The sequence below is a fragment of the Pseudomonas sp. TNT3 genome (genome assembly GCF_010095445.2).
In the GTDB taxonomy this organism is placed as follows: domain Bacteria; phylum Pseudomonadota; class Gammaproteobacteria; order Pseudomonadales; family Pseudomonadaceae; genus Aquipseudomonas.
The window spans coordinates 1-13,765 of sequence record NZ_WFGV02000093.1 but is presented as its reverse complement, the minus strand read 5'-3'; the positions used below and the strand labels follow the sequence as shown (position 1 = coordinate 13,765).

12 protein-coding genes and 1 pseudogene are annotated in these 13,765 nt (G+C 58.7%); 2 read left to right on the top strand and 11 right to left on the bottom strand.

Annotation, left to right across the window (positions count from 1 at the left end; all coding sequences use genetic code 11):
* The 8 genes from GBC55_RS28670 to GBC55_RS28635 form a co-directional block, all read right to left on the bottom strand.
* A partial coding sequence (locus GBC55_RS28670) for an AAA family ATPase (RefSeq protein WP_247267052.1) occupies positions 1–1,118 on the bottom strand: 1,118 nt, incomplete at its 3' end.
* A gap of 10 nt (positions 1,119–1,128) precedes the next feature.
* Entirely contained in the window at positions 1,129–2,229 is a 1,101-nt protein-coding gene (gene aroB / locus GBC55_RS28665; protein ID WP_162440943.1) for a 3-dehydroquinate synthase, read from the bottom strand.
* Positions 2,230–2,380: 151 nt separating this feature from the next.
* Positions 2,381–2,899: a shikimate kinase AroK gene (gene aroK / locus GBC55_RS28660; RefSeq protein WP_032830073.1), complete on the bottom strand. Its 519-nt coding sequence runs from the start codon at positions 2,897–2,899 to the stop codon at positions 2,381–2,383.
* Between the two features lie 4 nt (positions 2,900–2,903).
* Positions 2,904–4,994 carry a type IV pilus secretin PilQ gene (gene pilQ / locus GBC55_RS28655; protein WP_162440936.1) on the bottom strand — a complete coding sequence of 697 codons (2,091 nt, stop codon included), beginning with the start codon at positions 4,992–4,994 and terminating at the stop codon, positions 2,904–2,906.
* Positions 4,994–5,521, bottom strand: a complete 528-nt coding sequence (locus GBC55_RS28650) for a pilus assembly protein PilP (protein ID WP_162440937.1) — start codon at positions 5,519–5,521, stop codon at positions 4,994–4,996. Before GBC55_RS28650 ends, pilQ begins: the two co-directional genes overlap by 1 nt.
* A complete protein-coding gene (gene pilO, locus GBC55_RS28645; RefSeq protein ID WP_162440938.1) occupies positions 5,518–6,141 on the bottom strand; it encodes a type 4a pilus biogenesis protein PilO in 624 nt (207 codons plus the stop codon). The genes GBC55_RS28650 and pilO overlap by 4 nt, the downstream gene beginning before the upstream one ends.
* Positions 6,138–6,704 (bottom strand): PilN domain-containing protein, encoded by a 567-nt coding sequence (locus GBC55_RS28640; RefSeq protein ID WP_162440939.1) that lies wholly within the window; start codon positions 6,702–6,704, stop codon positions 6,138–6,140. The genes pilO and GBC55_RS28640 overlap by 4 nt, the downstream gene beginning before the upstream one ends.
* A complete protein-coding gene (locus tag GBC55_RS28635) occupies positions 6,704–7,768 on the bottom strand; it encodes a pilus assembly protein PilM (protein WP_162440940.1) in 1,065 nt (354 codons plus the stop codon). The genes GBC55_RS28640 and GBC55_RS28635 overlap by 1 nt, the downstream gene beginning before the upstream one ends.
* A gap of 216 nt (positions 7,769–7,984) precedes the next feature.
* Here GBC55_RS28635 and GBC55_RS28630 point away from each other — a divergent pair, with 216 nt between their 5' ends.
* Positions 7,985–10,429: a penicillin-binding protein 1A gene (locus GBC55_RS28630; RefSeq protein ID WP_162440941.1), complete on the top strand. Its 2,445-nt coding sequence runs from the start codon at positions 7,985–7,987 to the stop codon at positions 10,427–10,429.
* A 238-nt stretch (positions 10,430–10,667) separates the two neighbouring features.
* Here GBC55_RS28630 and GBC55_RS28625 read toward each other — a convergent pair whose 3' ends face one another.
* From GBC55_RS28625 to rpmE, 3 genes are all read right to left on the bottom strand, one after another.
* Positions 10,668–11,936, bottom strand: a complete 1,269-nt coding sequence (locus GBC55_RS28625; RefSeq protein WP_162440942.1) for a malic enzyme-like NAD(P)-binding protein — start codon at positions 11,934–11,936, stop codon at positions 10,668–10,670.
* A gap of 182 nt (positions 11,937–12,118) precedes the next feature.
* Positions 12,119–12,907, bottom strand: coding sequence for a thermonuclease family protein (locus GBC55_RS28620; RefSeq protein ID WP_162440944.1), 789 nt, complete (start codon positions 12,905–12,907; stop codon positions 12,119–12,121).
* Positions 12,908–12,933: 26 nt separating this feature from the next.
* Positions 12,934–13,164, bottom strand: a complete 231-nt coding sequence (gene rpmE, locus GBC55_RS28615) for a 50S ribosomal protein L31 (protein WP_008080648.1) — start codon at positions 13,162–13,164, stop codon at positions 12,934–12,936.
* Between the two features lie 221 nt (positions 13,165–13,385).
* Here rpmE and GBC55_RS28610 point away from each other — a divergent pair.
* Positions 13,386–13,765: pseudogene (locus GBC55_RS28610) on the top strand (primosomal protein N'); the annotation flags it as partial.

Genomic DNA, 13,765 nt, shown 5'->3' with positions numbered 1-13,765 from the left:
GGCGCCGTCGTGGTCACGGTCGGCGGTGTGGCGCTGGAGCCTTCTACCGGCACGCCATCGTCGCCTTCGGTGATGCCGCCGGCCGCTTCAGCCAGTGGACCGCGCATGACCGGTTGCGAGTTGCCGACCAGCGGCAATGGCATCGGTTGCGAGTTACCCGCGAATTCAACGGAAGGATTACCGCTGCTGTTGGTTTGTGGCGCGCCCTCGCCAAGCGGCAATTGCGCTTGCTCGTTGGCAGGAGCACCTGTGGTTGGTGCTTTGCTGCGACCTGGCATCAACCAGGCGGCCGCTACCGCGACCACGACTACGGCGGAAATCGCCAATACGTGTTTCTTCGGCATAGTGAACCCCATACTTGGACGCTTGACCGCTGAGCGGCTGGCAATCATGGCTTCGATCATTGCATCGCGGGCAACCTGGTTGATGTTGCCAGGCCAACCGTCGGAGCTTTCATGAATATCAGAGATCTGATTCGCGGTGAAAAGTTCGATACCCCGACCCGCGCCTTCAAGCCGCTGGTCCAGATATTCACGGGTTTCTTCTTCGGTGTAAGGCTGCAACTCGATGACGTGAAAACGCTCTTCTTCGAGGCTCAACTCATCGAGCTGTGCAATGAGCGAAGACTCACCGAACAGAAACACATGCGGTCGACCTTCCGGTGCGCCAGCGGCCAGGGCCAGCAAGGCTTCCAGGGCGGATTCGTCTAGCTGCTCGGCGTCATCCACCAGCAGGTAGACTTCCTGCCCGGTGAGTGCCAGCTGAACCACCTGGGCCAGAATCGCATTGATTTCAGGCTGAGCGACGTTGAGCGCTTGAGCCACCTGACGCAGCACTCCCGCTGCATCGCCGGCGCCACGGGCGGAAACCACCACGCTCTGCACTGACTGCTTGTTGGTGCTGGCCACCAGGGCCTGACGCAACAGGGTCTTGCCACTGCCTTGAGGGCCGGTGACCACCAGTAGCAACTGGCTGTAGCGGGCCAGGTGATGCAGTTGCCCCAGCACCGGTTTGCGCTGGGCCGGGAAGAATTTGAAGCCAGGCACCCGAGGAGCAAAAGGGTCGTGACTCAACTGGTAATGGCCGAGGAAAGCCTCGTCGGCGTGCAAACTAGTCATCGGGATCTTATTAACCTTTAAGCTGAGCCAGGGCGCGGTAATCCGCTCCCAGCGTGGCCTGTAAAACCTCTTTCGGATAATCGTCGGTCACTACCGCTTCGCCCATGTGGCGCAGCAGCACCAGGCGCAAACGACCGTCGATCACTTTCTTGTCAATTGCCATATGTTCGAGAAAATCAGCTTCAGTCATCTCCTCAGGCGGGATGACCGGCAGACCGGCACGCTGGAAAAGACGAATGCCACGATCGCGTTCTTGCTCGCTGATCCAGCCCAGGCGGGCAGACATTTCCAACGCCATTACGGTGCCAGCAGCGACCGCTTCACCATGTAGCCACACACCATAGCCCATATGGGTTTCGATGGCGTGGCCAAAGGTGTGGCCGAGATTCAACGTGGCACGAACACCCGTTTCCTTCTCGTCGGCACCGACTACTTCGGCTTTTGCCTCGCAGGAGCGCTGGATAGCGTAAGTCAGGGCGGTCTGATCCAGGGCACGCAGTCGATCGACGTTTTCTTCAAGCCAGGTCAGGAACGGCTCGTCGCAGATCAGCCCGTATTTGATGACTTCTGCCAGACCGGCGGAGAGTTCGCGCGCAGGCAGGGTGTTGAGCGAAGCGGTATCGATCAGGACAACGTTCGGCTGATAGAAAGCGCCGACCATGTTCTTGCCCAACGGATGGTTGATGCCGGTCTTGCCGCCCACCGAGGAGTCGACTTGCGACAGCAGCGTGGTCGGGACCTGAATGAAATCGACACCGCGCTGATAGCAGGCGGCCGCAAAACCGGCCATGTCACCAATCACTCCGCCACCGAGGGCGATCACTGTGGTGCGACGGTCGTGCCGTGCGGTCAGCAGACCGTCGAAGATCAGTTGCAGGGTTTCCCAGGTCTTGAAGGCCTCGCCGTCGGGCAACACCACGGAAATCACCGAGAACTGCGCAAGGCTGCGGGTCAGACGCTCGAGATAGAGCGGCGCAACGGTCTCGTTGGAGATAATCGCTACTTGCCGCCCGCGAATATGCGGGGCCAGCAGCTCAGGCTGATCCAACAAACCTTCGCCAATATGAATCGGGTAGCTGCGCTCGCCTAGATCGACCTTGAGTGTCTGCATGTGTCCCCACAGTAAAGATGGAATCAGGCGTCCTGCCTTGAGTTTTCGAATGTCCACGGCCTCTGCTGGTGTGACGCCGTTCGGTAGCCATCCGCCACACACCTGAGCGGCCGTGACAGGACGCCGAGGATAGCGCATTTCGCGCCGCGCTTTAACGGGGAGGTAGCTGCTGCAAGCGCTCGAGAATATCGAGCACCACCATCCGCGGCGGCCGCTCATCGGTTTCCACCACGAGGTCGGCAATCTCCCGATAAAGCGGGTCGCGGATCGCCAGCAGATCCCGCAGGGTCTTGGCCGGATCAGCAGTGCGCAGCAAGGGTCGATTGCGGTCCCTAGCCGTGCGCCCTACCTGCTGCTCAACCGAGGCATGCAGATAGACCACCCGACCACCGGCGTGCAGTGCCCGACGATTGGCTTCGCGCATGACTGCGCCGCCGCCGGTCGCCAGCACCACACCATCGCACGCGCACAGCTCGGCAATCATCGCCTGCTCGCGGTCACGAAAGCCCGGCTCGCCTTCCTTATCAAAAATCCATGGGATATTGGCGCCCGTGCGCAATTCAATTTCCTTATCGGAATCTTTGAACGGCAGGCGCAGCTCTTTGGCCAGCAACCGGCCGATGGTGCTTTTTCCAGCGCCCATCGGTCCTACAAGAATCAAATTTCGCACAGAATCAACGACTCACAGCAATCGCCTGGTTATTCATGATACGCGGAGTGAGAAACACCAACAGCTCGGATTTTTTCTCCGAAACCACGTCACGCCGGAAAAGGCGGCCAAGATACGGCACATCGCCAAGAAATGGCACCTTATCTACAACCTTGCTCTGAGTATTTGAGAAAACACCACCGATCACGATGGTCTCGCCGTCGTTAACCAGCACCTTGGCGTTGACTTCATTTTTCTTGATGGGCGGTACGTCCTGCACCTTGTTCAGGTAGTCCGGCTCGTCCTTGGTGACCTTGACCTCCATGATGATCCGGTTATCCGGCGTGATCTGCGGCGTCACTTCCAGTGACAGCGAGGCTTCCTTGAACGACACCGACGTCGCACCGCTGGAGCTGGCTTCCTGATAGGGAATTTCGGTGCCTTTGAGGATTTTGGCGGTTTCCTTGTCGGACGTGACCACCTTGGGTTGCGAAACGATTTCGCCGTTACCGGTTTTCTCCATCGCCGTGAGTTCAAGATCGAGCAAAACATTGTCGGTAATAAAGGCGATGCCGATACCCGAAGTATTAGCGGCGGCGCCCATGTCGACGAACGGAGAATTGGTGCTGGTGCTACCCGGTGTGCCGATGGTCGACGACGCATTGGCGCCGTTGTTGCTCACGCCGGAAGTGTTCCAGTTGCCCTTGTTCTGTACCGAACCGCCCCAGCGCACGCCCAGGCTTTTGTCGTAGTCGACGTTGGCTTCGACGATCCGCGCCTCGATCATTACCTGACGCACTGGAATATCGAGCTGCGCGACGATACGGCGCAGTTCGTCGAGTCGTTCCTGAGTCTGATAGGCAATGATGTTGTTGGTCCGCTCATCAACCGTGATCGAGCCCCGCTCGTCAATCTTGGCATCCGCACTGGTCACCGACTGGAACAACTTGGAGATATCGGCAGCCTTGGCGTAATTGACCTGCAACAGCTCGCGACGCAGAGGGGCCAACTCGGCGATCTGCTTCTGTGACTCCAGCTCCTGACGCTCGCGGGCAGCGATTTCATCGGCGGGCGCCACTAGCAGAACGTTACCGATCTTGCGTTTATCCAGCCCTTTGGTTTTCAGCACCAGGTCCAGCGCCTGATCCCACGGTACATTCTGCAAGCGCAGGGTAATACCGCCCTGCACCGTGTCACTGGCTACCAGATTGAGGTTGGTGAAATCGGCGATCAGTTGCAGCACCGAGCGCACATCGATGTCCTGGAAATTCAACGACAGCTTTTCACCGGTGTAGGCGAATCGCTCGGCATTACGCTTTTGCAGGTCGTCCACGGTCATCGGCCGGATGCTGACGGTCAGTTTGTTATCGGTCTGATAAGTCGAATAATCAAAGGCGCCGCTGGGTTCGATACTGATTGTGGCCCGATCGCCCGTGGCGCTGGCGTTGACGAACTGCACCGGCGTAGCGAAATCCTTGACGTCCAGGCGTACCCGCAACGGCTCGGGAAGCTGGGTTCGGGCAAAACCGAGGACGATCTTGCCGTCACGCTCCTGAATGTCCGGGGCGATTGACGGGTCGGAAAGATCGATGACGACATTGCCCTCGCCTTGCGTACCGCGCTGGAAATCCACGCCACGGATAGCCTTGCCAACAGGTGCATAGGCTTTCGCGGGAGCCGGGGTCGGCGTAGCGGCACGCGGTGCGCTGGTTGCCGGTTTCGACGGCGCTTTGGTCGCCCCTTGCCCCACCACCACGAACAGATTATTGCCTTCGACTCGCGACGTGTAAGGCGTCAGCTGCGTCAAATTGATGATGAGTCGCGTACGGTCAGTGGTTTCCACCACTGTCGCACTACGGGCATTGCCGCCGCCCAGGTCACAGGTCTTGCTGGTCAGCTTATTGGCGACACCGGGCAAGTCCAGCGCGATCCGTGCGGGCGACTCAGTCGTATAACCTCGGGGTGCCGGGGGCGCGCCGTCGAACGACAGCTTCAACTCGACGCGGTCTCCCGGTAGAGCAGCCACATCGAGTGACTTGAGATTGGCGGCTTGAACCATCGGCGAAAGCAACGCTATCCATAGCGAAATACCGAAGGTTGAGAAAATCCTGTTCATTATGAGTGCTCTTTCAAAGGGATGGTCCGGGGCCGTTCCAACCAGGCGCCTTCGCCATCGGGAACAATTTCGACCACATCGACTTGCGAGCCGCTGATGGCGACGATTCGCCCATCGTTACGTCCCAGATAATCGCCGACTTTCAACCGATGCACACCGCCCGCCCCGCGCAACAGCGCGAAGGAGCCACCTGCATTGGATATCGTGCCGACCATTTCAAACTGCTCGATGTTGAAACCTTCGAGGTACTGCTTGACCCGAGCGGGGTCGGGTTTGACGTTACGCGATCCGTGTTTCTGGCCGGCCAGGTCGATTCTGACCTGGCGGGAAAACGGGCTGCGAAGATTGGCTGCGCTATAGGTAAACGTCGGATAGGACTGAAACGTGGGCGCGGGTTCAATCTTGCCGGGTGGTCGCAGACGAACTTCGTTCATGTAGGCATCGAGATCGCTGACGTCATCGCCTCCTCCACAACCCGCCAGGCAGAGCAGTACGGCAAACATTGATAAACAACGAATCGGGCTCATTTTTGCGGCCCTTTGTCGTTGTAGCGGTATGTCTTGGCCAGAATGCTCATGCGCAGCTTCGTTCCACCCTCTGGATTCGCCGGGGCAATGTCGAAGTCATGCAGCGTGACAATGCGTGGCAATCCCGCCACGCCGCTGACGAATGTGGCCAGGTCGTGATAGGCGCCGGTGACGGTGATCTGGATCGGCAGTTCGATGTAGAACGGCTGAGTGACCTCCGGCAACAGTTTGATTTCTTCGAACTCCAGTCCGCTGCCGAGGCCCGTGCGCGTGATGTCCTCCAGCAAGCCGGGGACTTCAGTGTCGCTGGGCAATTGCCGCAACAGCACGCCAAAGGAGTTTTCCATCTCCTTCATCTGCTGGGTGTACAGCTCAAGATTCGCCGCCATGCGGGCTTTGCTCGCGAACTGTTCCTTTAGCGTCGTCTCTTCTTCGCGTTTTGAGTCGAGCTGACTTTCCAGATCACTGAGGTAAAAGTTGTAACCCAGTGCCAGCACCAGAACCATCAGCAGGGCACCTGCAATCGCTTTGATAGCCGGTGGCCAGGAGCCCATGTTATTGGTGTCGAGGTCATTGATATCGATGTTACGTAAACCGGCAAACCATTCGGATGGACTCATTGGTCGCCCTCCACAACCGCCGGTTGAGTCTGACGAACCGTCAACTGAAAGACGTTCGCCTGGTCCAGCTGACCTGCAGTGTTCGCCTTGACCTCTGTGAGGCTGGGCGCATCGAACCAATCGGAGGCATCGAGATTACGCATCAAGTCCGACACGCGATTGTTGGATTCTGCCGCACCGGTGATAGACAAGGTCTTGCCGACCATTTTCACTTCGGTGAAATACACCCCGTCCGGCAATGTACGGGCCAGTTGATCAAACACCCGGCCACTGATCGGCCGGTTCCCCTGCAGATCCTGAATGATGCGCATGCGCTCGACCAATTGCTGGCGCCGAGCCTTGAGGTCGCTGATCTGCTTGATGCGTTCGTCGACAATGGCGATCTGCTTGCTGATGTAGTCGTTACGCGCAAGTTGCCGGTCGATGGCGCGATTGATGACCTGATCCGCCAACAGCACTGCGCCGATAGAGCCCGCCAGCACAACGACAAGGCTCAACAGGAAGCGTTTGCGGCGTTGTTCTCGCAGCTCTTCACGCCATGGGAGTAGATTGATCCGCGCCATCAGTCGAAACTCCTGAGCGCCAGACCGCAAGCGATCATCAGTGCCGGCGCATCACCGGCCAGGGCACCGGCGTTGACCTTGCTGCTCAGGGTCATGTCGGAAAACGGGTTGGCAACCTGGGTGGGCGTGGCCAATCGCTGCTCGATCAATCGATCAAGGCCCGGCACCGATGCAGTCCCGCCGGCAAGCAGGATGTGATCGACCGAGTTGTACTGCCCGGAGGCGAAGAAAAACTGCAGTGAACGCGAAACCTGCTGCACCAGCGCATCACGAAACGGTTGCAATACCTCGCTGACGTAATCGTCCGGCAAACCGCCCTGCTTCTTCGCCAACCCTGCCTGCTCCAGGCTCATGCCGTAGCGACGCTGGATTTCTTCGGTCAGTTGACGGCCACCGAACAATTGCTCACGGGTGTAAATAATTCGTCCATTGCGCAGCACGCTGAGGGTCGTCATCGTGGCGCCAATGTCGACCACGGCCACGGTCAATTGCTCCTGGGAAGCGGCCAGGTGGCCTGTCAGCAGGCCGAAAGAACGTTCCAGCGCATAGGCTTCGACATCGACCACACGCGCCGTCAGCCCGGCCAGGGCCAGCGCCGCTTCACGTACTTCGACGTTTTCTTTGCGGCAGGCGGCCAGCAGGACAGTGACCCGCTCAGGATTGCGCGCGGAAACGCCCTGCACTTCAAAGTCGATGGCGACTTCATCCAACGGATAGGGGATGTATTGATCTGCCTCGATCTTTAGCTGGTTCTCCATTTCGTCATCGGAGAGCCCGGCATCCATCTCAATCGTCTTGGTGATCACCGCTGAACCGGCAACCGCGACCGCAACATTCCTGAGGCTGGTCTTGGCCTTGACCAACACGCGAGACAATGCCTGCCCGACACCCTCGAGCTCAGCGATGTTTTTCTCGATTACAGCATTGGCAGGGAGAGGTTCGACAGCGTATGCCTCGACCCGATAGCGCTCGCCTTGACGGCTTAACTCCAGAAGCTTCACTGACGTGGAGCTGATGTCGATCCCCAGAAGCGTATTGGCCTTTTTATTGAAGAGTCCTAGCACTACCAATTCCCTATGACTATCCGTGAGTTACGGACTCTGTAATGTCCATTGCGTTCAACCCGCCCGTCTTGACAGCAAGCGCAAATGACGCCTCTGGCGGAAAAATGCTTATAATGCCCAGCGATTTTTTACTGCTATTTACTTCAAGCTCGGGTGCGCTCCTGCTCAGTCAACCCTGATGCCTAATTCATTCTTTGCCCTGGATGTCCAAAAGCCTTGATTCGTCTGCTGAAATTTTTCGGTTGGTCCATCGTCGCCGTTTTCTGCGGACTGCTTCTGGGTCTGAGTGGCGCTTATCTTTACCTTAGTCCTGGATTGCCGTCTGTGGAGGCGCTGAGAAGTATTCAGTTGCAGATTCCTCTACGGGTATACAGCAGCGACGACAAGTTGATTGCAGAATTTGGTGAAATGCGCCGGACTCCGATCCGTTTCGCCGACATTCCGCCAAATTTCATTAATGCGTTACTAAGTGCTGAAGACGACAATTTCGCCAATCACTACGGTGTCGACCCTGGCAGCTTGATGCGTGCCGCGTCCCAGCTGGTTAAAAGCGGTCACATCCAGTCCGGCGGCAGTACCATCACCATGCAGGTGGCGAAGAACTTCTTCCTGACCAGCGAACGCAGCTTTTCACGTAAAACCACTGAAATTCTCCTGGCCCTGCAGATCGAACGGCAGCTGACCAAGGACGAAATCCTTGAGTTGTATGTCAACAAGATCTACCTCGGCAACCGTGCCTACGGTATCGAAGCCGCCGCTCAGGTTTACTACGGCAAGTCGATTCGTGACGTGAGCCTTGCGCAGATGGCGATGATCGCCGGCCTGCCGAAAGCCCCGTCGCGCTTCAACCCGCTGGCCAACCCGGCTCGCAGCAAGGAACGTCGCGACTGGATCCTCGGGCGCATGTACAAGCTGGGCAAGATCACCGAAGCCGACTACACCACCGCGATCAACGAGCCGCTGAACGCCAGCTACCACGTGCCGACCCCGGAAGTGAACGCACCCTACATCGCTGAAATGGCCCGTGCCGAAATGGTCGGCCGCTATGGCAGTGATGCCTATACCGAAGGCTTTCGCGTAACCACCACGATCCCAAGCAATCTGCAGGAAATGGCCAACACCGCCCTGCACGAAGGCCTGATGACCTATGATCAGCGTCACGGCTACCGTGGCCCTGAATCGCGCCTGCCGGGCAAGACGCGCGAAGCCTGGGCAACCGAACTGACCAAGCAACGCACCATCAGCAGCCTCGAGCCCGCCATCGTTACCCAGGTCGACAAGAACGGCCTGCAGGTGATGACGCGCACCGGTGACGAACACGTCAGCTGGGACACAATGAAGTGGGCGCGCCCCTTCCTGAACACCAACAGCATGGGACCAAATCCCAAGCAGCCGGCGGATGTTGCGCAGGTGGGCGACCTGATACGCGTGCAGCGCCAGCCGGACAATTCGCTGAAGTTCAGCCAAATCCCGCAGGCTCAAGGCGCATTGGTTTCTCTGGATCCACAGAACGGGGCCATCCGCTCGCTGGTCGGCGGTTTCGCCTTCGAACAAAGCAACTACAACCGTGCCCTGCAGGCCAAGCGTCAGCCAGGTTCGAGCTTTAAACCGTTCGTCTACAGCGCTGCACTGGACAATGGCTACACCGCCGCCAGCCTGGTGAACGACGCACCGATCGTGTTTGTCGACGAGTACCTGGACAAGGTCTGGCGTCCGAAGAACGACACCAATACGTTCCTCGGTCCGATCCGTCTGCGTGAAGGGCTGTACAAATCGCGCAACCTGGTTTCGATCCGTCTGGTACAGGCCTTGGGCATCGATCGCACCATCGACTACATCAGCAAATTCGGCTTCAACAAGCAGGATCTGCCGCGCAACCTCTCCCTGGCGCTGGGCACCGCGACCCTGACACCGATGGAAATCGCCACGGGCTGGAGCACGTTTGCCAACGGCGGCTACAAAATCACGCCGTACATCATCGACAAGATTGAAAGCCGCAACGGCGATACGCTGTTTGTCGCCAACCCGCCGAGCGTTCCAAAGGGCAATGTCGCCAGTGACGGCATTGCCGCCGCTCCGGAGGCTAACGCATTCACGGTCAACGCGACGCCGGAAGACGCCTCAGCTGCGCCACCAGCGACTCAAACACCTGCCGTGGCCGAGCGCATTGTCGATGGCCGCACCACTTACATCCTCAACAGCATGCTTGAGGACGTGATCAAGCTCGGTACCGGGCGTCGCGCACTGGCGTTGGGCCGTCCCGACATCGCGGGCAAGACAGGTACGACCAACGAATCCAAGGACGCCTGGTTCTCCGGCTACAACGCCGATTACGTCACGACCGTCTGGACCGGCTTCGACCAGCCTGAGAGCCTGGGTCGCAGGGAATTTGGTGGCACTGTGGCTCTGCCGATCTGGATGAACTACATGGCCGCGGCCCTCAAGGACAAGCCGCCGCACACGCTGCCAGAGCCGGAAGGCATCCTGAGCCTGCGGGTAGACCCGGTCAGCGGCCGCGCGGCCCCTCCTGGCACGCCTGGCGCCTACTTCGAGCTGTTCAAGGCCGAAGATACGCCTCCTACGGCCAGCGAGCTGGGCAACGGCAGTGCGCCAGGCAGCCCGCTGCCAGCCGATGAAGCGGCACCGATCGATTTGTTCTGATCAGGTAGCGCAATGCGAAAAGCCCCGCCTTCAAAAGAAGAGCGGGGCTTTTTTTGCACCGATCATTCCCACGCTCTGCGCGGGAATGCAGCCGGGACGCTCCGCGCCCCATCCTAAGCCGAACGCAGAGCGTCCGTTGAGACATTCCCACGCAGAGCGTGGGAACGATCATCTAAGGGAAATAAAAAGCCCCGACTCTCGCGAGCCGGGGCTTTTTTGCTTGAAGCGTTACAACAGCTTAGCCGTTGAACACATCATCCACGCTTTTCAACGGGTAGTTCTTCGGATACGGCAGGGTTGCAACACCGGTCTCGATGGCGGCTTTCGCCACGGCATCGGAGATCACGGTGATCAAACGTGCATCCATTGGTTTCGGGATGATGTACTCACGACCGAATTCCAGCTTGATGCCGCCGTAGGCGTCGCACACTTCCTGAGGTACTGGCAGTTTGGCCAGTTCACGCAGGGCGTTGGCAGCAGCCACTTTCATTTCTTCGTTGATGCGCTTGGCGCGAACGTCCAGGGCACCACGGAAGATGAACGGGAAGCCCAGTACGTTGTTGACCTGGTTCGGGTAGTCCGAACGGCCGGTGGCCATGATCACATCGTTACGGGTGGCGTGCGCCAGTTCCGGGGAGATTTCCGGATCCGGATTGGAGCACGCGAACACGATCGGGTTAGGCGCCATCGCCAGCAGGCCTTCAGCGCTCAGCAGGTTCGGGCCGGACAGGCCGACGAACACGTCAGCACCGGTCAGTGCGTCAGCCAGGGTGCGCTTCTCGGTCGCGTGAGCGAACACAGCCTTGTACTGGTTCAGGTCGTCACGGCCGGAGTGGATCACGCCGGTACGGTCAACCATGAAGATGTTTTCGATGTTGGCGCCCATGCTCACCAGCAATTTCATGCAGGAGATGGCAGCTGCACCGGCACCCAGGCAGACGATCTTGGCGTCAGACAGGGTTTTGCCAGCGATTTCCAGGGCGTTGATCATGCCGGCCGCGGTCACGATAGCGGTGCCGTGCTGGTCATCGTGGAATACCGGAATGTCGCACTGCTCGATCAAAGCGCGTTCGATCTCAAAGCACTCAGGTGCCTTGATGTCTTCCAGGTTGATGCCACCGAAGGTGATGGAGATACGCTTGACGGTGTCGATGAAGGCTTGCGGGCTTTCGGAGTCGACTTCGATGTCGAAAACGTCGATGCCGGCGAAGCGCTTGAACAGCACGCCTTTGCCTTCCATGACTGGCTTGGACGCCAATGGACCGAGGTTACCCAGACCAAGAATCGCGGTGCCATCGGAAATAACTGCAACCAGGTTGCCTTTACCGGTGTATTTGTAGGCCAGCTCAGGATCGCGAGCAATTTCGCGTACTGGTTCGGCTACGCCGGGGCTGTAAGCCAGCGACAGGTCGCGGGCGGTAGCGGTGGCCTTGGTGAGCTCGACGCTCAGCTTACCTGGACGAGGATGGGCATGATATTCGAGAGCGGCAGTTTTCAAATCAGACATGGGGGCATTCCGCTTTTACTGTTGGACAGACTGGTCAGCGAGGATACGCGCCTCGCAAAGTCCCCACAAGACTGACCAGTCACCCCTGTCAAGCGCCCGGCCCTACGACTTTGGGCCAAGAGCCGCGGAACACAAGGGGTCGACTGTTCACAATCCACTTAAAAAATGTCTACAATTTTTTCTTATGGAGTCGCCTGAAGCATGACGGGGTCAGTCAATGGCAACAACCAACGCGCCTGCCCTTCTTTCAACCCACCACGCCGCGAACGGTCGAGCACCCAGCCACGCGCCTCGATTTGCCTGCCTTTCAGTTTTTCCAGAGACGCCACATCGAACTGCTGCAGCAGATTGGGTGCAACACGTAATACAACCGAATCCTGCAACTCGATCCAGACTCCGCCACGATTACGCTGAACCTTGGTCACACGGCCGCTGACAACCGCAAACCCTGAAGTGTTGACTTGCTCAACTTTGAGGACCGGTGATTGGCGCCATATCCCCAGCCTGGCCTGACGTGCAATGCGCTCAGCCGCTTGCTGACACTTGGCCAGGTCGATATTCGGCGCCACAGCCACCTGGAAACCCAGACCTTCAGCAAGCATCTGCGCTTCCAGGTTGGCACCATCGGCGCCATAGAGATGGGCCAGGGTGCGGCCGTAGCGATCTTTGTTCTCTTTACCAGGAAGCAGACCAAGCTGTCCGTCGCTGGCGGCCACCAGAGATTCCAGGCGTTTGCGCGCTGCAACAGCGAACGGCTCGTCTGTTCGGCCCTTCTTGCCAAGCTCCGGCGTATTCAAACCGATCATGCGTACGCTGCGACCATCGCTGAGCCGCACTGTGTCGCCATCAACAACCCGCTGTACCGTGACGGACTTCAGGCCGCTTGGCGCCGGACAATAAGCCTGGGCAGCCGGGAACCAAATCGCGGACACAAAAAAGGCGCCCGCAAGGGACGCCTTTTTCAACAGCAAGGAAAAGCCCAAGGGGCTCTTCAACCTTACTCTGCAGCAGCTGGAGCTTTCTTGCCGAAAGCGCCGAAACGGTCTGCGAAGCGCTGTACACGGCCGCCAGTATCCAGAGTCTTCTGCTTACCGGTGTAGAACGGGTGGCACTCGTTGCATACGTCAGTACCCAGTGGCTTGCACAGGTTCGAACGAGTTTCGAACTTGTTGCCGCAGCTGCAAGTTACTTCGATGGTTTCGTATGCTGGATGGATATCGGCTTTCATGGTGTATTCCTCAGGCTAGTGTGCCGCCACTCAACACTATTGTTGAATACCGCACATAATTAGGCCGCGGATTCTACCAGACAATGCTAATCGCGCAAGCTGTCGCTTCTACCGACCGTCTGCTAGGCTCCCGCTCCTGATACCGTCCCTGTGGGAGCCACAGTCAGCTCTCTCAGGTCTTGCACCCTGCTGTTATTAGCTGCTTATCGAGAATCCTCCGCGTGCCCGACGCCATTTTGCGCCTCGCCCTGCCCTCGCCCCTGCGCCGCCTGTTCGATTACCGTGCTCCAGCCGGAGTCTTGCGCGCCCAGCTGCAACCGGGCATGCGTTTGCGGGTACCGTTCGGCCGTCGGGAGATGATAGGGATTCTGGTAGAGGTCACCGACACCAGCGAAGTGCCGGTGGAAAAACTCAAGCCGGCCATCGCTTTGCTCGACGCCACGCCGCCGCTGCCTCCAGCCTTGTTCAAGTTGTGCCTGTGGACCTCCCAGTATTACCAGCACAGCCTCGGCGACACCTTGAGCTGGGCGCTGCCGGTGCTGCTGCGCCAGGGTGAGTTGGCGGAAGCGCGCCAGGAGCGCTTCTGGTCCGCCGCGCCCGG